The sequence below is a fragment of the Streptomyces sp. NEAU-YJ-81 genome, from assembly GCF_017592595.1.
Classification (GTDB): Bacteria; Actinomycetota; Actinomycetes; order Streptomycetales; family Streptomycetaceae; genus Streptomyces; species Streptomyces hygroscopicus_B.
In genome coordinates, this window is the sequence record NZ_JAGFNO010000001.1 from 553946 (window position 1) to 573297 (window position 19352).

At 71.6% G+C, this 19352-nt stretch carries 17 protein-coding genes; 12 read left to right on the forward strand and 5 right to left on the reverse strand.

Annotated features, from left to right (window positions below; genetic code table 11):
• Positions 1-61 precede the first annotated feature (61 nt).
• From J5X86_RS02490 to J5X86_RS02510, 5 genes are all read left to right on the forward strand, one after another.
• Positions 62-1486, forward strand: coding sequence for an amidase (locus J5X86_RS02490; RefSeq protein WP_208515154.1), 1425 nt, complete (start codon positions 62-64; stop codon positions 1484-1486).
• An 89-nt stretch (positions 1487-1575) separates the two neighbouring features.
• Positions 1576-2859: an FAD-binding oxidoreductase gene (locus J5X86_RS02495; RefSeq protein ID WP_208515155.1), complete on the forward strand. Its 1284-nt coding sequence runs from the start codon at positions 1576-1578 to the stop codon at positions 2857-2859.
• A 180-nt stretch (positions 2860-3039) separates the two neighbouring features.
• A complete protein-coding gene (locus J5X86_RS02500) occupies positions 3040-3498 on the forward strand; it encodes an SRPBCC family protein (protein WP_078642301.1) in 459 nt (152 codons plus the stop codon).
• A 146-nt stretch (positions 3499-3644) separates the two neighbouring features.
• On the forward strand, positions 3645-4424 hold the full coding sequence (locus tag J5X86_RS02505) for an IclR family transcriptional regulator (protein WP_208515156.1): 780 nt from the start codon (positions 3645-3647) through the stop codon (positions 4422-4424).
• A 102-nt stretch (positions 4425-4526) separates the two neighbouring features.
• Positions 4527-5642 (forward strand): PP2C family protein-serine/threonine phosphatase, encoded by a 1116-nt coding sequence (locus J5X86_RS02510; protein WP_208515157.1) that lies wholly within the window; start codon positions 4527-4529, stop codon positions 5640-5642.
• Positions 5643-5686: 44 nt separating this feature from the next.
• Here the strand turns inward: J5X86_RS02510 and gdhA are convergent, their stop codons facing one another.
• A complete protein-coding gene (gene gdhA / locus J5X86_RS02515) occupies positions 5687-7033 on the reverse strand; it encodes an NADP-specific glutamate dehydrogenase (RefSeq protein ID WP_208515158.1) in 1347 nt (448 codons plus the stop codon).
• Between the two features lie 283 nt (positions 7034-7316).
• On the opposite strand from gdhA, the gene J5X86_RS02520 reads away from it, so the two are divergent.
• Both J5X86_RS02520 and J5X86_RS02525 read left to right on the forward strand, forming a co-directional pair.
• Positions 7317-8093, forward strand: coding sequence for an ABC transporter ATP-binding protein (locus J5X86_RS02520; RefSeq protein WP_119989804.1), 777 nt, complete (start codon positions 7317-7319; stop codon positions 8091-8093).
• Entirely contained in the window at positions 8090-10633 is a 2544-nt protein-coding gene (locus J5X86_RS02525; RefSeq protein ID WP_208515159.1) for an FtsX-like permease family protein, read from the forward strand. The genes J5X86_RS02520 and J5X86_RS02525 overlap by 4 nt, the downstream gene beginning before the upstream one ends.
• Before the next feature lie 227 nt (positions 10634-10860).
• Here J5X86_RS02525 and J5X86_RS02530 read toward each other — a convergent pair whose 3' ends face one another.
• Complete coding sequence (locus J5X86_RS02530) at positions 10861-11535, reverse strand: response regulator transcription factor (protein WP_078642295.1); 675 nt, start codon at positions 11533-11535, stop codon at positions 10861-10863.
• Positions 11523-12689: a sensor histidine kinase gene (locus J5X86_RS02535; RefSeq protein WP_208515160.1), complete on the reverse strand. Its 1167-nt coding sequence runs from the start codon at positions 12687-12689 to the stop codon at positions 11523-11525. The genes J5X86_RS02530 and J5X86_RS02535 overlap by 13 nt, the downstream gene beginning before the upstream one ends.
• A gap of 187 nt (positions 12690-12876) precedes the next feature.
• Between J5X86_RS02535 and J5X86_RS02540 the strand changes: the two genes are divergently transcribed.
• A complete protein-coding gene (locus J5X86_RS02540; protein ID WP_208515161.1) occupies positions 12877-13044 on the forward strand; it encodes a hypothetical protein in 168 nt (55 codons plus the stop codon).
• A gap of 15 nt (positions 13045-13059) precedes the next feature.
• Here J5X86_RS02540 and J5X86_RS02545 read toward each other — a convergent pair whose 3' ends face one another.
• The gene (locus J5X86_RS02545; RefSeq protein WP_208515162.1) at positions 13060-13290 is read right to left on the reverse strand and encodes a hypothetical protein; all 231 of its coding nucleotides are present in this window, start codon (positions 13288-13290) and stop codon (positions 13060-13062) included.
• A 471-nt stretch (positions 13291-13761) separates the two neighbouring features.
• Here J5X86_RS02545 and J5X86_RS02550 point away from each other — a divergent pair, with 471 nt between their 5' ends.
• Positions 13762-14763, forward strand: a complete 1002-nt coding sequence (locus J5X86_RS02550) for an SMP-30/gluconolactonase/LRE family protein (protein ID WP_208515163.1) — start codon at positions 13762-13764, stop codon at positions 14761-14763.
• Positions 14764-15080: 317 nt separating this feature from the next.
• Here J5X86_RS02550 and J5X86_RS02555 read toward each other — a convergent pair whose 3' ends face one another.
• Complete coding sequence (locus J5X86_RS02555) at positions 15081-16130, reverse strand: hypothetical protein (RefSeq protein WP_208515164.1); 1050 nt, start codon at positions 16128-16130, stop codon at positions 15081-15083.
• A gap of 369 nt (positions 16131-16499) precedes the next feature.
• Here J5X86_RS02555 and J5X86_RS02560 point away from each other — a divergent pair, with 369 nt between their 5' ends.
• The 3 genes from J5X86_RS02560 (at position 16500) to J5X86_RS02570 (ending at position 18951) form a co-directional block, all read left to right on the forward strand.
• Complete coding sequence (locus J5X86_RS02560) at positions 16500-16805, forward strand: TMEM175 family protein (protein WP_243979212.1); 306 nt, start codon at positions 16500-16502, stop codon at positions 16803-16805.
• Positions 16806-16913: 108 nt separating this feature from the next.
• Positions 16914-17351, forward strand: coding sequence for a hypothetical protein (locus J5X86_RS02565; RefSeq protein ID WP_208515689.1), 438 nt, complete (start codon positions 16914-16916; stop codon positions 17349-17351).
• A gap of 481 nt (positions 17352-17832) precedes the next feature.
• Positions 17833-18951, forward strand: coding sequence for a caspase domain-containing protein (locus tag J5X86_RS02570; protein WP_208515165.1), 1119 nt, complete (start codon positions 17833-17835; stop codon positions 18949-18951).
• Positions 18952-19352: the final 401 nt, after the last annotated feature.

Here is a 19352-nt window from a genome sequence, read left to right on the forward strand (position 1 = left end):
CGACCGTCCGCTTCCCGAACCATGGGTTCTGTCCCTGGGCCCCTAAGGAAGGCGAGCGACCGTGACCACGACGGATGACGACCTCTGCTTCAGGACCGCGCTGGACCTCAGCCGCCTGCTGCGCACCCGCGAGCTGTCCGCGCGCGAGCTGCTCGAGGCCCATCTGGCCCGTATCGAACGGGTCAACCCCGCCGTCAACGCGATCGTCACCCTCGTCGCGGACCGTGCCCGCGAGGCCGCCGAACGGGCCGATGAGCGGATCGCGGCGGGGGAGGAGCTCGGGCCGCTGCACGGGCTGCCCATCGCCCACAAGGACACCCACAACACCGCGGGCATCCGCACCACCCATGGCTCGCCGCTCGCCGACGGCGTGCCCGACCAGGACGATCTGCTGATCGAACGGATCCGGGCCGCCGGGGCGATCACCATCGGCAAGACCAATGTGCCGGAGTTCGGGGCCGGTTCGCACACCTTCAACCCGATTTTCGGCGCCACCCACAACCCGTACGACCTGGGGCGCAGCGCGGGCGGCAGCAGCGGGGGCGCGGCGGCCGCGCTGGCCTCCGGCATGATCCCGATCGCGGACGGCAGCGACACCGGCGGCTCGCTGCGCAACCCGGCCTCGTTCTGCAATGTCGTCGGTCTGCGCCCGTCGCCCGGGCGCGTCCCCGCCTGGCCCGCCGCGACCGCCTGGAGCACCCTGGGCGTCAGGGGGCCGCTGGCCCGTACCGTGGCCGACGCCGCCCTGCTGCTGTCCGCCATCGCCGGACCCGACGCGCGGTCGCCGATCGCCCTGGAGGAGCCCGGCGCCCGCTTCGCCCGCCCCCTGGACCGCGATCTGACGGGGCTGCGGGTGGCCTGGTCGCCGGATCTCGGGGGGCTGGTGCCGGTCGAGCCCGAGGTGGCCGCGGCGGTCGAGTCGGCGGTGGAGGTCTTCACCGACCTCGGCTGCGTCGTGGAGCGGGCCTGCCCGGACCTGGCCGAGGCCGAGGAGGTCTTCCGTACGCTGCGCGCCTCGATGTTCGAGGTCGCCTTCGGCACGCTCATGGACCGCCACCCCGACGGTCTGAAGCGGACGATCCGGGAGAACGCCGAGGAGGGGCGCAAGCTCAGCGGACCGGATGTCGCCCGCGCGGAGGTGCTGCACACCCGGCTCTACCACCGCGTCCGGGAGTTCTTCGGCCGCTATGACGTGCTGCTGCTCCCGGTGAGCCAGGTGCTGCCCTTCGACGTCGGCATCGAGTACCCGACCGAGGTCGCCGGGGTGGCCATGGACGACTATCTGGACTGGATGCGCTCGGCGTATCTGATCAGCTCGACCGGCAGTCCGGCGCTGTCCGTACCGGCCGGGTTCACACCCGGCGGGCTGCCCGTCGGACTGCAGATCGTCGGGCCGCACCGGGCGGACTTCGCGGTCCTCCAGGTCGGCCACGCCTTCGAGCAGGCCACCGGGCACTGGCGGCGGCGCCCGGCGGGCATCGGGTGACCAAGGGAGCACACCAGGGCGGCGGGACGGTGCCGCGCCCGGCCGCTACCGCCGATGATCGCGTTCCACCCATGGGAAGGAGCACATCCGTGCCCGCTGCCACCGGCCCGTCCCGTGTCACCGGCCCGTCCCGCCCACCCCGCAGCGCCATCGTCATCGGCGCGGGCATGGTCGGCCTCGCCACCGCCTGGTCGCTGCGGAACCACGGCGTCGAGGTCACCGTCGTGGAGCGGCGTCACCCCGCGGCCGGGGCGTCCTGGGGGAACGCCGGCTGGCTGTCCCCGGCCCTGACGCTGCCGCTGCCCGAACCGGCCGCCCTCCGCTACGGGCTGCGCAGCCTGGTCTCCCCCGAGTCGCCCGTCTACATACCGCCCCGGCCCGATCCCCGGCTCGCCCGCTTCCTGCTCTCCTTCACCCGGAACTGCACCCCGCGCCGCTGGCGGGTCCTGGCCGCCACCTTCGCCACGCTGAACCGCCATGCGCTGGACGCGTACGACGCCCTCGCGGCGGACGGCGTCGCCGAGCCGACCCGGCCTGCCGAACCCTGCCTGCTCGCCTTCCGCACCGCGGCCGGGCGCGCCGCGATGGTGGAGGAGCTGGAGCAGGCCCGCGCGGCCGGTTTCTCGATCGCGTACGAGCAGATCGACGGGGACCGGGCCCGCGAGCTGGAGCCGACGCTCGGCGACGGCATCGGCGCGGCCGTCGAACTCCACGGCCAGCGCTATCTGAACCCGGGGAACTTCGTCCGCGCGCTGGCCGACGCGGTGCGCGAGCGCGGCGGCGAGATCCTGGAGCGCACGGAGGTGTCCGGAATCCGGGACCTGGGGCGGGGCGTGGCCGTCACCACCTCCCGGGGCCGACTCCGCGCGGATGTCGCCGTCGTTGCCACTGGCGCCTGGCTGGACGGGCTGGTCCGGCCGTTCGGGGTCCGGGTGCCGGTCCAGGCCGGACGCGGCTACAGCTTCAGCGTGCCGGCCGAGGGCGCCCCCACCCGTCCCACGTATCTGGCCGCCCAGAAGGTCGTCTGCACCCCGCTGGGCGAGGGCCGGGTGCGGGTCGCCGGGATGATGGAACTGGCGCCCGTGGAACGGCCGGTGGACCCGCGCCGGATCCAGGCGATCATCGCGGCGGCCCGTCCGCTGCTGCGCGGTATCGACTGGGACGCCCGTACGGACACCTGGGTCGGTGCCCGTCCCTGCACCCCCGACGGACTGCCGCTGGTCGGCCCGACCGCCTCCCCGCGCGTCTATGTCAACGGCGGCCACGGCATGTGGGGTGTGGCCCTCGGCCCGCTCAGCGGACGGCTGCTGGCCGACGCCATCGCGACCGGCACCTCGCCGGCCGAACTGGCCCCGCTGCATCCGCTGCGCTGATCCCCGGCTGTCCCCGGCTGTCCCCGGCTGTCCCCGGCTGTCCCCGGCTCTGTTCCTGTCGTCGCGCCGATCGTCCGGTCCTGTCGTCGGGCGCGCCGATCGTCCGGGCGGAGGTTTTGGCCCAGCGCTCTCGGAAACCCGCCGTGGTGAGCGACACGACCACATCGAAAGGAGTCACCGATGAGCACCGTGCGGGAGTCCGTCGAGGTTGGGGTTCCGCTCCACACCGCCTACAACCAGTGGACGCAGTTCACCGAGTTCCCGAGGTTCATGGAAGGTGTGGATCAGGTCACCCAGGTGGACGAACGCCACAACCACTGGGCGACCTCCATCGCCGGTGTGCACCGGGAGTTCGACACCGAGATCGTGGATCAGCTTCCCGATGAGCGCATCGCATGGCGCACCACCTCCGGTGAGGTGCGGCAGCAGGGCCTGGTGACCTTCGAGCCCCTCGACGAGCGCCACACCCGGGTCAATCTGGCCCTGGTCTTCCAGCCGAGCGGGATGGCGGAGAAGGCCGCGGACCTGACCGGGACGCTCGACCGGCAGGTGAAGGGGGACCTGCGGCGGTTCAAGGACTTCATCGAGCGGCGCGGCGAGGCGGAAGGCGCCTGGCGCGGCCGGATCTCCCCCGGCTGACCACACCGCGCGGCCGGCTCTCCCCGGCCGACCGCACTGATTCCATACGTCCGTGAGGGGCGCCGACCGCACCGGTCGGCGCCCCTCACGCGGGTCCGATCTCTCAGATCTTGCCCATCCGGTCATACCGGGAGCAAGCTGGATGTATGGGTGTTCAAACAGCGCCTACGCTGATCACATCCGTACAGCGGGCCTTCCGGCTGATGGAGGCGGTGGGCGCGCATGAGGGCGGTGCGCCGGCCAAGCGGCTCGCACGGGAGACGGGGCTGCCGCTGGCGACCACCTACCACCTGCTGCGGACGCTGGTCCACGACGGCTATGTGCACCGGCTGGACGACGGCGGATTCGTGATCGGCGACAAGCTGCGCACCCTCGAATCCGGAAGCCGGGATCAGGCGCTGCTCGCCCGGGTCCGGCCCACCCTGACCGCGCTGCGCGACGAGCTCTCCGCCGCCGCCTACCTCACCTTCTACGAGGAGGGCGAGATCCGGGTCGTGGACATCGTCGACGGCCCGCAGGCGCCCCGGGTCGATCTATGGGTGGGGTGCGAGGAGGCCGGGCACGCCACCGCGCTGGGCAAATGCGTACTGCGCGAGCTGGACGACGACGCCCGCTACGAGTACCTGTCCCGCCATCCGCTCGTCGATCTCACCCCGCGCACCGTCACCCGCTCCGACGATCTGCTGCGCCGGCTGGACTCCCCGACCGGCAGCCCGCTGGTCGCGGACCTGGAGGAGTACGCCCTGGGCACGGTCTGCTTCGCGGTGCCGGTCCACTGCGGGGACCGGCTCGGCTCGCTCGGGATCTCGCTGCCGGTGGACCGGCTGGCCCGGCTGGCGAGGATGGATCCGCACCGTGAGCTGTTCCGGACCCGCCTGGTCCCGACGGCGAACCGGGTGAGCAGACACCTCTCGCTCACTATCTGAAAACGCGGCCCTTGCCGAACCTATGGAATCGCTGTTTCTCTGGATGTAACGGACATCTCCGGTATCACTTGTCCCCAGTGGAAGAGAGCAGCGAAGCAGGTCATGTTCCCGGCCCGACTCCGCCCATCCGACCCTGACCAGCTGGTCGGCCGTCGGCACTTCGTTCCCGCGGTCCCCGTCATCATCATTTGTGGGGTGGCCCTGCTGGCCCTCGTCACCTCGGAGGGGCTGGCCTGGCTGCCACTGCTCGCCGTTGGTCCAGCGCTCGCCGCCGCCCAGTGCGGACCGTACGGGGTGATACGCATCGGGCTGCTCGCCGTGGCGGTGGGCGCGTTCCTGGGCACCCAGGGCGTGGAGCCGATGCGCACCCAGGCGATCCTGCTGGCCACGCCCGCCGCCGTGGCCCTGGCGAGCTGCGGGGCCAGTGCCCTGCGCAGACGCCGTGAGCGGGTGCTCGCCGACGTCCGCTCGGTCGCCGAGGCCGCCCAGAACGCCCTGCTGAAACCGGTGCCCGCGCGGGTCGGCCAGTTTCAGGTGGCCGTCCGCTACAGCGCCGCTGCCGCGGAGGCACGGGTGGGCGGCGATCTCTATGCCCTGCTGCCCACGCCGTACGGGGTCCGGCTGATCGTCGGCGATGTGCGCGGCAAGGGGCTGCCCGCGGTGAGCACCGCCGCGCTGGTGCTCGGTGTCTTCCGCGAGGCCGCCTACGACGAACCCGACCTGCTCGACGTCGTCGCCCGGATCGAGCGCAGCCTGTCCCGCAACCTGGCGCCCGACGACTTCGTCACCGCCGTGGTCGCCGGATACCCCAGCGACGGCCGGATGGAGCTCGTCAACTGCGGACACGCCCCGCCGCTGCTGGTCGGCGAGTCCGGCGTCATCGCCGTCGAGCCCACCCGCCCGGCCCCGCCGCTCGGTCTGGCCTCCCTGGGCGGCGATCTGCCGAGCCTCCAGGTGGTGCCGTTCGCCGGCGGGGACCAGCTGCTGCTCTACACCGACGGGGTCATCGAGGCGCGGGACCGCGGCCGGGAGTACTTCCCGCTGCTGGAGCGGGTGCCGCGGCACGTCTGCGACGAGCCGTCCCGCACGCTCGCCTCGCTCCACGACGAACTGCTGACCCATGTGGGCGGGCGGCTCCACGACGACGCGGCGCTGCTGCTGCTGCGTAAGCCGGTGCTGGGCGCGGTGCGCGCGGCGGCCGACATGCCGTCGGCGTGAGCTATATGCCGTCGGTGTGAGCTGCGCCGCATGGCGCGACCGGCTCAGACGACGCCCTGGGCGGCCATCGCCTCCGCCACCCGCACGAATCCGGCGGCGTTCGCGCCCAGGGCGTAGTCGTCGGGAGAGCAGTCGTAGCGGTCGGCGGTGGTGCGGCACAGGGTGTGGACCTCGGTCATGACGGCCGCGAGGCGGGCCTCGGTCTGGGCGAAGGTCCAGCGCTCGCGGGAGGCGTTCTGCTGCATCTCCAGGGCGGAGGTGGCCACCCCGCCCGCGTTGGCGGCCTTACCGGGGCCGAAGAGCACATCGGCCTCCCGGAAGATCTCGATCGCCGCCGGGGTGCAGGGCATGTTGGCGCCCTCGGCCACGGCCAGCACGCCGTTCTTGACCAGGGCGATCGCGCTCTGCTCGGTCAGCTCGTTCTGGGTCGCGCAGGGCAGGGCGACCTCGCAGGGCACCTCGAAGACCGAACCGCGGCCGGAGAAGACGGCGCCCGGCTTGGCGGCGGCATAAGCGGCGATCCGCTCCCGGCGGACCTCCTTGATCTCCTTGAGCAGGGCGAGGTCGATTCCGTCCGGGTCGACCACATGGCCGGTGGAGTCGGAGCAGGCCACCACCCGTCCGCCGAGGGAGTGGACCTTCTCGATGGCGTAGAGGGCCACATTGCCGGACCCGGAGATGACGACCGTAAGGCCGTCGAGATCCTTCTTACGGGTGCGCAGCATCTCCTGGGCGAAGTGGACGGTGCCGTACCCCGTGGCCTCGGTACGCGCGGGTGAACCGCCCCAGCCGACCGGCTTACCGGTCAGCACACCGGCCTCGAAGCGGTTGGTCACCCGCTTGTACTGGCCGAAGAGATAGCCGATCTCGCGGGCGCCCACCCCGATGTCCCCGGCGGGCACGTCCGTGTGCTCGCCGAGGTGGCGGTACAGCTCGGTCATGAAGGACTGGCAGAACCGCATGACCTCGCCGTCCGAGCGCCCCTTGGGGTCGAAGTCCGCACCGCCCTTGCCGCCGCCGATGGCCAGGCCGGTCAGCGCGTTCTTGAAGATCTGCTCGAAGCCGAGGAACTTCACGATGCCCAGATTGACGCTGGGGTGGAAGCGCAGGCCGCCCTTGTAGGGGCCCAGCGCGCTGTTGAACTCCACCCGGAAGCCGCGGTTGACCTGCACCTCGCCGTCGTCGTCCACCCAGGGCACCCGGAAGACGAGCTGCCGCTCCGGTTCGCACAGCCGCTCCACGATCCGGGCGTCCAGATACTCCGGATGCGCGCCGAGCACGGGGGCGAGGGTCGGCAGCACCTCGCGCGCCGCCTGGTGGAACTCGGACTCCCCGGGGTTGCGGTGCACGATCTGCGCGTAGACGGCCTCGATGCGGGCGCTGACATCCATGGGTGCCTGATGCCTCTCTGTTGTCTTCTGTCTCATATGCCGGTCCTGTGGGGATGTCCAGGATCTTGTCCCCGGCGGGGTTCACCACGGCGGCGCGCCCAGGGAGTCGCTCGCGGACCGGGAAGATCAGGCGATGGTGGAGCCTGCTCCACCCCGGGGTGGGGGCCGTACCACCTGCAGGTACGGGACTGTGCTCTCTCCCGCGCGTCCGCGCCCGTTTCTAGCGTTCTCGGTGACCGGCGGACCCGTTTGATCCGCCCGGAGCTGACGGAGGGGCGGACCGATGAAGAGGCAGTGGCGCGGCCGTACGACGGCCACCGCGGAGCAGGCGGGGACCTGGCACCACGCGCTGACCCTGGACGGGGTCACCCGGGAGTACCGGCCGGGGGTCGTGGCGCTGCACCCCATCCATCTGACGGTGCCGCGCGGACGGTTCCTCGCGGTGATGGGCCCTTCGGGGTGCGGGAAGTCGACGTTGCTGCAGTGCGCCGCCGGGCTCGACCGGCCGACGGCGGGCACGGTGCGCATCGGCGGCACCCAACTGTCCTCGCTGAACGAGGCGGCGCTGACCCGGCTGCGGCGGGAGCGGATCGGCTTCGTCTTCCAGGCCCACCACCTGGTGCCCTCGCTGAGCGTCGCGGAGAACGTCGCCCTGCCGCTGATGCTCGGCGGCGAGAGCCCCGGCGACCGGCATCTGCGGGCCCTCGCGGCGGTCGGGCTGGGGGACCGGGGCGGCGCCGTGCCGTCGGAGCTGTCCGGTGGGCAGTGCCAGCGGGTGGCGATCGCCCGCGCGCTGGTGACCACGCCCGACATCGTCTTCGCCGACGAGCCGACGGGGGCGCTCGACCCCGCCGCCGCGGAGGAGGTGCTGACGCTGCTGCGGCAGGCCGTCGACCGTGAGGGCCATACGGTCGTCATGGTCACCCATGACCCGTTCGCCGCCGCCTGGGCCGACGAGGCGCTGTTCCTGATGCGGGGGAAGCTGGTCTGGCGGCAGGAGCGGCCGGAGGCGGCCGACATCCGCCGCATCCTCAAGGAGCTGGGCGGGCGGACGGCATGAAGGTCGCCGCCCTGCTGGCCGCACGCGCCACCCGTGCCCACCGTAAGGCGTGGACCGCCGTCTTCGCCGCGCTCACCCTCACCTCCCTGCTGCTCGGCGCGTTCGGGCTGACCCTCGCCTCGGCCTGGAGCGCACATCCACGGGTGGAGCGGTACGCCGGAGCCGACCTCGTCGTGGCCGGCGACCAGACCACCCGCTTCAGCGCGGCGTCGCTGGGCGACCGCGAGACCGCGAGCGCCGGGCTCACCGAGCGGGTCCGGATCCCCCGTACGGCGCTGACCGCGGTGCGCGGGGTGCCCGGGGTGCGGACGGCCGTCGCCGACCTGGAATTCCCGGTGGGCCGCGCGGGCCGGTCCGCCACCGGACGGCCCTGGGAGGCCGCCCAGTTGGCGCCCTACGCGCTACGGACGGGGCGCGCCCCGCAGCGCGCGGACGAGGTCGTGACGGGCGGCGGCGCGGGCCGCGTCGGGGCGCGGCTGACGCTGCGCGTGGGCGGCCGCGACACGGCGTACACCGTCGTGGGCGTCGCCGAGGGCCCCGGCTCCGCCGTCTGGTTCACCGGCGCCGAGGCCCGCCGCCTGGCCGGCCACCCGGAGGCGCTGGACGCCGTCGGGGTCGTCGCCGAATCCGGCACGGTCCCGGGGGAGTTGGCCGGGCGGGTGCGGAAGGCCCTCAAGGCGGCCGGTGTCACCGACGTCGGGCACCGCGCGGACGGTGACCCGGCCGCCGTGCGCGTCCTGACCGGGGGCGAGCGGGGAGAGGCCGAGTTCCTGGCCGCCGCGCCCGCCCGCGGCGAGCTGCTGGCGGCGCTCGGCTCCGTGGCCGGTGCCGTCGTCCTGGTGGCGCTGCTCGTGGTCTCGTCGACCATCGTCCAGGCGCTGCGGCAACGCTCCCATGAGCTGGGCCTGTTGCGGGCGGTCGGCGCCACACTGGGACAGTTGCGCGGTGCCGTGGGCCGGGAGGTGGGGCGGGTCGCGGCCTGGGCGGCGCTGGCGGGCGCGGCCGGGGCGGTCCCCGCGTACCTGGGGCTGCGCGCACTGCTGGACGCCCGGGGCGCGCTGCCCACCGGACTCGAGCTGACGCTCCCCCCGCTGCTGTGGCCCGTGCCCCTGGTCACCGCCGCCGTCACCGTCCTGGTGGCCGGGATCGCGGCGCTCATCGGCTGCTCCGGGACCGCCAAGCTGCGCCCGGCGGAGGCGCTGCGCGAGCGGGCACCCGGCAGTGCGCGCCGCATCACGGGGCTGGTGCTGCTGTTCGTGGGCGCGAGTTCGGCCGGGACGGCCGCCCTCCAGCAGGGCGCGACCGCGGCGGCCGCGGCCGGTGGGGCGGCGGTGACGATGGTGATCGCCTGCGCCGTGCTCGGACCGTGGATCGCCGAGGGGGCGATGCGGCTGCTCGGCGCTCCGCTGCGGCTGTTCGGCCCCGGTGGCCGACTCGCCGCCGCCAACTGCGCCGCGTCCGCCCACCGGCTGGGCGCGGCGATCACCCCGATCGTGCTGGTCACCGCGTTCGCCGGGGTCCAGCTCGCCGGGGGCGCGACCATGACCCACGCGGGGGACGCCCAGGCTCGCCAGGTGCTGCGCGCCGATCTCGCGGTGCGCGCGGACGGCGGGCTCCCGGCCGGTGCGGTGAAGCGGATCCGCGAGGTCCCGGGGGTACGGGCGGCGACAGAGGTCGTCCCCGGCACGGTGCTGCTGGCGCGGAGCCAACTCGGTGCGCCCGAACTGGAGCGGCTGCCGGTCTTCGGCGTCACCCCGGAGCGGCTGACCCACACCCTCGACCCGGGCGTGCGGGACGGGGACCTCGCCCGGCTCCGGCCCGGCACGGTCGCCGTCGGCGCCGACCGGGCGGACTCCCTGGGCGCACGGCCCGGCTCCACGGTGACCCTACGGTTCGGGGACGGTCAGGAGACCCGGCTGCGGGTCGTGGCGACGTACCAACGCTCGCTCGCGCTAGGGGACTTCCTCCTCTCCCGGGAGGATCTGCTGCGCCACACGTCCCTGCCCGCCGCGGGCCGGGTCCTGGTCGCGACCGTGCCCGATGCCGACCGTAAGGCGGTCACGAAGGCGCTGGCGCGGGCGGTGCCCGGGGCCCGCGTGGAGCGGGACCCGGCGCCGGTGCGGGGCGAGGCGGCGGAGCAGGCGCTGGCCGAGGTGGTATCGGTGGCGGTCGTCGGGGCGGTCGGCGGCTTCACGGTGATCGCCGTCCTGAGTACCCTCGCGCTCATCGCCACCGGACGCCGCCCCGAGCTGCGGCTGCTACGGCTGGCGGGCGCGGGCCGCCGCCAACTGCGCCGGATGCTGCGCCTGGAGGCGGCGGCCACGGTGGTGACCGGGCTGGTGGTGGGGGCGGTCGTGGCGTCCGTACCGCTGCTGGCCTTCAGCATGGCCATGGCGGGCACGCTGCCGTACCTGCCGCCGGTGCAGGCCGCGGTGATCGTCTCGGTGGTCGTGGTGACGGCGGCGGCCGGGTCGCTGCCACCGGTATGGACGACGCTGCGGGGACGTTATCCGCGGTCTTTCAGCCCCTCCGGCGATTGAGGAGCGGGGTCCGGGGCGGAGCCCCGGTGGGGGTGAGAGGGCGGAGCCCCCTCTTTCGGGAAGGGGCGGGGTGGTGAAAGCCACAGCTCACGCGGCCGCGAACGCTGCCGGAGCCGAGATCTCGGTGGGGCCGGGGACCCGCACCGGACGGGGGACCCGCACCGGGCCCGGGACCCGCACCCGGCCCGGGACCCGCACCGGGGCCGGGACCCGCACCCGGCCCGGCCCTACCGCTTGTCCGCCGACTCCCCCTTGCCCGCCCCCTTGTTGAGATACGCCAGGACCGCCAGCACCCGCCGGTGCCCGCTGTCGCTCGGCGGCAGGCCCAGCTTGGCGAAGACATTGCCGATGTGCTTGCTGACCGCGCGCTCCGATACCACCAGCGTCCGGGCGATCGTGGTGTTGTCCCGCCCCTCCGCCATCAGGTGCAGCACCTCGCGCTCGCGCGGCGTCAAGGCGTCCACCGGATCGTCGCGGCGCCGGGTCATCAGCTCCTTGACCACCTCAGGATCCAGCGCCGTACCGCCCGCGACCACCCGCTCCAGCGCGTCCAGGAACTCCTCGACCCGCCCCACCCGGTCCTTCAGCAGATAGCCGAGCCCGCCCGCGCCATCGGCCAGCAACTCGGTCGCGTAGGTCTCCTCGACGTACTGCGAGAGCACCAGCACCGGCAGACCGGGGATCTCCCGCCGCGCCGCGAGCGCCGCGCGCAGCCCCTCGTCGCGGAAGCCCGGCGGCATGCGGACGTCGAGTACGGCCGCGTCCGGACGGTGTTCGAGGAGGGCGGGCAGCACCTCGGGGCCGCTGGAGGCGACCGCCACCACCTCATGCCCGGCGGAGTTCAGCAGCAGGACCATGCCCTCCCGCAGCAGAGCGTTGTCCTCGGCGATCACCACACGCACGGCAGCTCCACTTCGATCAGCGTCGGCCCCCCGGCGGGGCTGGTCATCTCCACGGTCCCGTCGAGCGCCGCGACCCGGCGCCGCATGCCGAGCAGCCCACTGCCGCCCGCGGGATCGGCCCCGCCCCGCCCCTCGTCCCGTACCGCGACCCTCAACCTATCCCTCATCCGCACGAGCTCGACCGACGCCCGCTCGGCCCCGCTGTGCTTGGCCGCGTTGGTCAGCGCCTCCGCGATCACGAAGTACGCGGCCGCCTCGACCGCCGCCGGTGCCCGGGGCCCGTCTTCCACCCCGTCGTCGTCCACGGACACCTCGAGCCCGCTGCCGGCCGCGAGCGCCCTTACGGCGCCCACGAGTCCGCGGTCGGTGAGGATCGGCGGATGGATGCCGCGCACGACATGGCGCAGCTCGGTGAGGGCCTCCTCGGCCTGGTCCTGTGCGTCCTCCAGCAGCTTGTGCGCCGCGTCGGGGTCCTTGTCGTACGCGCGCCGCGCCAGTCCCACCCGCATCGAGAGCGCCACCAGACGGGCCTGCGTACCGTCGTGCAAGTCCCGCTCGATGCGCCGCAGTTCGGCCCCGTGCGCGGCGACGGCGCCCGCCCGGGTCTCGGACAGCTCCTCCACCCGCTCGGCGAGCCGGGCGGTGCGCAGTGCCTCCGGCGACGGCAGCAGCAGCGCCCGCGACCACGCCGCGTCGAGGTCGACGAGCCGCTCGATCAGCGGCAGCACCACGGCCCGCTGCTTCAGCAGCCCGCACCACACCCCGTCGACCATCAGCCCGATGACCCACACCGGCATGGCGCAGCAGGCCAGCAGCCAGCCGTAGACCGCGTGGGCCGCGAGCCAGCGCAGATCGCGGTACGTGCCCGGATCCCCGACCGCCGTCCGCACCCGCGCGAACACCTCACCGTTCAGCGGCTGGTACGCCTCGGGCACGGGCTCCCCGGTCCAGGCGCCCACCCACCGCCGCTTGTACCCGGCCGTCCTGCGCACCAGCAGTACGGACTCGGGCAGCACCCCCGCGCCCACGACGGTGACCATCGCGACGGCGGCGAAGATCGCCACCCCGATGAACAGATACGAGGCCAGGGCGATCCCGGCCCCCCGCAGCAACTCCACCGAGGCCCGCCCCGCACGCCACACCGTCTCCCGCATGGCGGTCAGGCTAAGTGAAGGAGCGGGTTCACGGCAGCGGGGTGTAGCGCGCTACACCCCGGATTCGGGGGCGCGGCCCATCGAGGCGGCGGCGCGGAAACGGGATCGTAGACCTCAGACAAGGAACGGCCGCGACACCGGCGGCCGACGCCACGGCCCACCAAGGGCCCTCCGAAAGGAACCCCCAATGAAGTCCCTGCTCTGGCTGGTCCTGACCCTCGCCGCCATCGTCAACGTCGCCTCCAGCTTCGCCTTCAGCGGCACCGAGCAGATCGTCATCAGCGCCATCACGGGCCTCACCGCCATCGGGACCGCCACGGGCCTGTACATGACGCGCGACCGCCGAGCCGCCTGAGCCCTTGCGACGGCGCTACGTCATCTCAGACATGGCCCGCCACCACCGGCTGTCCGGAGCGTCCACGGGAATGACCCGGGCCCTCGCCGCGATCTTGGCGTCGAGGGCCCGGACGAGCACCCGCAACTCGCGTGCGCTCTTCTTGGGCAGGGCATGGAGTGCCGTCTCGAGGCAGTCGCGGTAGTACCCCGGATCGCAGCCACACTCGTACATGCCGCAAGAAGGCGTCCAGAACACATTCGCCACGGATCTGAGCGGACCGTGCGCCAGGGCCCTCCAGTGCCAGAAGGCCATCTCGATCGCCTCGGGCCAGAAGCGGGTACGTTCGAGCCGACGCAGATCGGCCGCGCAGGAACCCGAGAGACGGTCGATCGGCGGATACCGCCGACGACCCAGGACACGGACTGGGAGTTCGCCCCGCAGGGCTGAGGGGCGCCTACGCGGCATGGCCCTTTCGGTTGCTGGTCATGGCGGTCAACGTACCGCCCACGAAGGGCGTTCGGCCAAGTGGTTTTCGGGCAGTACGCTCCCGGGCCGGGAGGGAACTCCGCCGGGCGATACCTCGTTACGAGCGACGGGCGACACGTCGTCAGTTACGAGCGAACGAAACCCGCCCGCCGACGTTGAGTCGAGTGCGCTCCGCGTCCCGTATGAGTCCGTTGAGTTGCCGAGTTCGCAGACCTGCCGTCACACCCACCGTCACGGAGGCCCGGAACCATGACCCGGAACCACCCGCACCCCTCCCGGCGCACCGTCCTCGGCGGCGGCGCCCTCGCCGCGTTCGCCTTGACCGCCGGCACCGCCCCGACCGCCCAGGCGGCATCGACCGGCCAGACCACCCCGGCCACTCCGACTCACCCGACTGCCTTGACCGGCCCGGCCACCGCGTGGCCGACCGAGTTCCCGCTGCCCGACGGCTTCCTCCCCGAGGGCATCACCATCGGCGCACGGCCGTACGCCTACATGGGCTCGCGCGCCAACGGCGCCGTCCGCCGCACCGACCTGCGCACCGGCGAGGGCGGGACGATCTACGCGGGAGCCGTCGGCACGGCGGCCATCGGCCTGAAGGTGGACCACGACGGGCTGCTCTACATCGCGGGTGGCGCCGGTGGAACCGCCCGCGTGGTCGACGCCCGCACCGGCCGCCTCCTCACCACCCACCAACTGACCGACACCACCGGTCACTTCATCAACGACGTCATCCTGCTCGGCGACCGCGCCTGGTTCACCGACTCACGTGACAGCGTCCTCTACGGGGTGCCGCGTGGCCGCCAAGGCGAGGTCCGCCCCCTGCCGCTGAGCGGCGACTGGGTGCAGACCCCCGATGTGAACAACGCCAACGGCATCGTCGCCACCCCCGACGGCCGTGGGCTGATCGTCGTCAGCAGCCAGCCCGGCAGGCTCTACCACGTGGACCTCGGCACCGGCCATGCCACCGAGGTCACCCTGCACGGCGCGCACGACGTCTCCGACGGAGACGGTCTCGTCCGCATCGGCCGCACGCTGTACGTCGTCCAGAACCGGCAGAACCGCATCAGCGTGTTCGCCCTCGACCGCGCCGCCCGCTCCGCCACCCTGCGCCGCACGATCACCGACCCCCGCTTCGACGTCCCCACCACCGCCGCCCGCTGGCACGACCGCCTGTACCTCGTCAACGCCCGCTTCACCAGCCCCCAGATCCCGGAGACCACCTTCAACGGCGTCGCGGTGCCCCTCTGACGTGCGGCAGCGCGGAGGCGTGGAGCCCTAGCGCACGATCTCCTCCGACACCGCCCACAGCCGGTTCGCGCAGCAGCATCCATGAGCGCTGCCAGTTGCTGCGGGTCCAGGTGCCGAGCCAACGACGTGTCGCCGATGGTGCCCGGCATGAGTGCGTTGGCGGCGATGCCGTCGTCGGCCCATCGCTCGGAGGCACCTACGGCGAACAGGATGTTGGCGGTCTTCGCCTGGTGAGGTGAGCGCGAGCCGGACGGCGCACAGAAGGGCGGGACCCAGCGAGTGGGGACCCGCCCTTCTTCGCCATCGTGGCAGGCGGCTTACTCGGGGTCTTTGATGTCGTCGTCGGGCAGGAGCTCCTGCGTGGCCGACGGGTCAATGCTGCTGGTGGGGTTGGTGCATCCGGGGACGCTGTCTTCGGGGGCGCAGTTGTCCGGGGTGTTGTCGATGACCTTGGTGTTGGTGAGCGTCACCTGACCGCCCGACTGGTTGTCGATGCCGCCGCCGGCGGTGATCGCCGTGTTACGTGTGACCAGGCTGTCGACCAATGTGGCGGTGGCGGCGGCGGTGAAGTTCGAGAGGCCCGCGCCTCTCACGGCGATGTTGTCCCTGAGAGTGGTCGACTTCAGGTTCAGGGTGGAGGCGTTCACGTTGCGGATGCCGCCACCGTTGATGGCGGTGTTGCCCCTGACCGATACGGACTCCAGGGACGCGGTGCCCAAAATGTTTTCCAAACCGCCACCATTGTCGGTGACCGCCCGGTTCTTGAGCAGGGACCCGCGCTTCATCGTCATTGTGCCGTTACCGTCGTTGACGACTCCGCCGCCGAAGCTGGCTGCGCGGTTGCGCTCGACTGTGGTGCGTTCGAGGTTGAGCTGTCCACCGTTGTTGGAGAGGCCACCACCGGTGACTGCGAAATTGTCCTTGATGGCCGTGTCGTTCAGGTTCAGCGTGCCCTGCTCGTTCGCGATGCCGCCGCCAAAGTTGCCGCTGACGCCGCCGCTGACCGTGAGCGACTTCAGGGTGAGCGTGCCACCGGACACCACATGGAAGATACGGAAGCTTTCCGTGGCCTCCGGATCGCGCCGGATGGTGCTGTTGTTGCCGGAGATGGTCACCTCCCCGATAATCTCCGGAAGCCCATCGTCCGGGTTGTCGGGTGCGGTCAGCGTGTAGGTGCAGCGGGGCGCGAGGGTGATGCGACCGCCGTTGGCGTTGGCCTGGTTGATCGCGTCCACCAGGCCGGGGATGTCGTTGCACCCCACTTGAATGTCTTCGGCGGCACTGGCCGACCCGGTCGGCAGGACCGCGAGGGAGAGTCCCGCACCGACCGCGACGGTCACGGCGCCGGACCGCAATACGTACTTCATCGTTACGCCTTCCTCAGGGCTGGAGTGAAGCGGCGCATCACCGGCACGCAGCGGCCATGCTGGGTCAGCCGGGATGGCGAGATGACGTGTCATTTGTAACTGCTCGTGTTCGTGCCCTCACGTGGTGTACCGCCAAACGGTTCCCACCCTTACGGACTGGCGTCCCATACCGCCGGCGGCATCACTTCCGGGCGTGCTTGGCGTGCCTCCGGCACGGCCCACCACGTCCACCGGAGACGGAAGCCCTCGTGAATTGAAGCCGCGGCATCCGGCGCCCTGACGGGGCCGAGATTTCTGTGGTGTCCGCGACGCCGGGGAAACACTCGCCGGTTGCGCGTGTAGTGACGTCCGGTGCCTGAGGCTGAGGCCATGACAGAGCCGGTTCATGCACCAGGCGGACCAGAAGCGTCGACGCCGTTCGGCGCCGGACGCGATCCTGCCCGGGCGTTCAGCGACGGCGTCATCGCCATCGCCATCAAGCTGCTCGTCCTGGAGATCCGTCCGCCCCACGACACCAGCGACCTGTTGCACGGCCTCGCCGCGCTCTGGCCGTCCTACCTGGCCTACGTCGTCACCTTCATGCTGATCGGACAGGTGTGGACCAACCACCACATCATGTTCGACCACATCCGCAGCGCCGACCGGGTGGTGCTGTTCCTCAACACGTGCTGCTGATGGACATCGCGTTCCTGCCGTTCGCCCCCTCCGTACTGGCCGAGGCGCTCCGCGACGGACAACGGCTAGCGCACCGCCGTCGTCCTCCACAGCACCGCCTTCTGGCTCATGGACCTCCTGTTCAACGTCATCTGGTGGTACGCCCGTAATGACCATCGCCTGATCGCCACCACCCTCGACTCGGCCGGCGTCGCAGCCATCAGCCGCCGCTTCCGACTAGCCCTCGCCTGGCTCGCCACCGGAACCCTGCTCGGCCTCCTGCTTCCCCCACTCGGCATGGCCGTGATCGCCGTCTTCATCCCCTACTACTGGCCCCCATCGCAGGCAAGCTCGCCAAGGCGCAGCGCCGACGCGGCCACGGGAATCGGACGTAACGGCCGAGGTCCTCTCGTTCACGAGCACAAAAGAGGAGCGCGGCTCGCCCCACACCGCCCCGATGGACGGAGGCTTGAGGCGCACCGACTCTCCGCCGCCGATCGGGGAGATGCCCGTGCCATCGGGCCCCGGACGCGCCCCGGTGGACAAAACCAGGACAACGAAGGCTGAGCGGCATGACGAAGGGCTCCGCTGGTGACCAGCGGAGCCCTTCGTTCGCCCTGGCGGGCGGAGGCGGAGCATACGAGATTCGAACTCGTGAGGGGTTGCCCTCAACACGCTTTCCAACTGTTCGTCCGGGGGATCGGGGGCTACGGGAACGTCCTGACCCGCGGCAGAGCATCCAACCCAGCCGACTCCGGACAGTGCTGAACGGAAGTGAATGCAACCAGAACTGCAACCTCGGAGAAGGGGGCTATCTCGGTCCAGAGTCGACATCGCACTGCGGTCGACGACCCTCCAGAGCGCCCAAAATCGCCTGACCGAAGGTGCTACGGACGGACGTAGTGAGTTGCCTGGCCGCTCCGCATGGAGGTCGATCGGGTGCGCGGAGCCGATACGTCTCGCCAATCTTCTGCTCACATGGTGCGGTAAGTGATCGTGTCGCTACAGTCTTCGCAGGTTCGGTAGCACTTGGCAGTGGGGCGGTTGAGTGAGTCGGCGATACTTCATAGCGCTGGGGAGCGGTCGGTACCGTCATCTTCCCGAGGACGAACAACTGCGGTCCGTGCCCACCGACGTTCGCGCGATGACAGAGCTCTTTGCTGCCTTCGGGTACGAGTCGGTGCTGTCCGGGCTCGGGGAGTACGACGGGGCTGAGCAGATCCGCCAGAAGCTGTCGCACTGGTCGGAGGACACTGCCCTGACCAGTGATGACGTGGTGGTTGTGTACTTTGCGGGCCACGGTTCGGTGGAGGAGCGCGATCGGCACTATCTGCTTTGCTGGGATTCGCGCGATGAGGACCTCGCGACTACGGCGCTGGCCACCGAGGACTTGGTGCGCATCCTCTGCAGGGGCAACCTGCGGCATCTTCTGCTGATTCTCGACACGTGCGCTGGCAGCGCGGGCGGCGCGGAGGCGTCTGCGGTCGCGCTGCGAACGATCGCGTACCGCAACGCGCACGCCGATTCGACGGGGCTGTGGTTCCTCGCCTCTGCCCGCCGCAAGGACATTGCCGAGGATGGTGCGTTCGTGGCCGCCCTGGGCGAAGCGGTGGAGACGACGACGGGGCGTACCGGCCAGCGGCAGCAGTACCTTGACCTCACCGAATTGGTGAAGGCGGTCAACGAGCGCTTCGAGGGTGACGGACGCGGTCAGCGAGCCGAGTTGGCCAGTGGTCTCGTCACAGGGCTGGCACCCTTCCTGCCGAACATCGGATACGAGGAAGAACTGCCGCCCCTCGGTACCGACCTCGAAGTGCAGCGCCGGGTGGCCGCGCGGGACCTCACCGAGCATTTCGGACCACGCTCGCGCGGTGTGGAGTTCGAGTCGGAGCAGCTACGCAATCTCATCTTCGACCGCCTCACGCCCCGACCTGTCAACGGCCGCGCCCGCTGGCCCGCTCCAGTGAAGCGCTGGACCAATATCGCTGACGCGGGTGACGTGGTCGCGCTGGCAAAAGAGCTGGCCCCATCGTTCGGACACCGTATCCGTGATCTTCGGGTCCACAACGGTGCCGAGGCGCATGACGTACGCCCGTACCTTACGGCTCGTGAGACTGGCCAGGCCATTGCCGAGGCGCTGCGCTCAGGCGCCGCGGACCTCGGCTGAGACGGGCAATGTCGAAGGGCCCCACCGCGAGCGGTGGGGCCCTTCGACATCGTGCCCGGTGAGGCACTGGCGGAGGATACGAGATTCGAACTCGTGAGGGGTTGCCCCCAACACGCTTTCCAACTGTCCGCGTGGCTGTCCGGGGGCGTTCGTGGGGGTTCGCGGGGCAGGTCAGACGGGGTGCGTGTACGGCGGTGAACGGTGGCGGCCGTCGGTGTACTGGACAAAAACCAGGACAACGAACGGTGCCGAACGGAACGGACCGGTGATCACACACTGCGGTGAAACGCCGTGTGGCGACGTCACAGGAGTGCTAAAAACTGGTGGCGCAAGAGACACCTCGGCCCTATAGTCGAAGGTTCTTTCTCGTGAATGGGGATCAAATCGTGCATGCCAGTGAC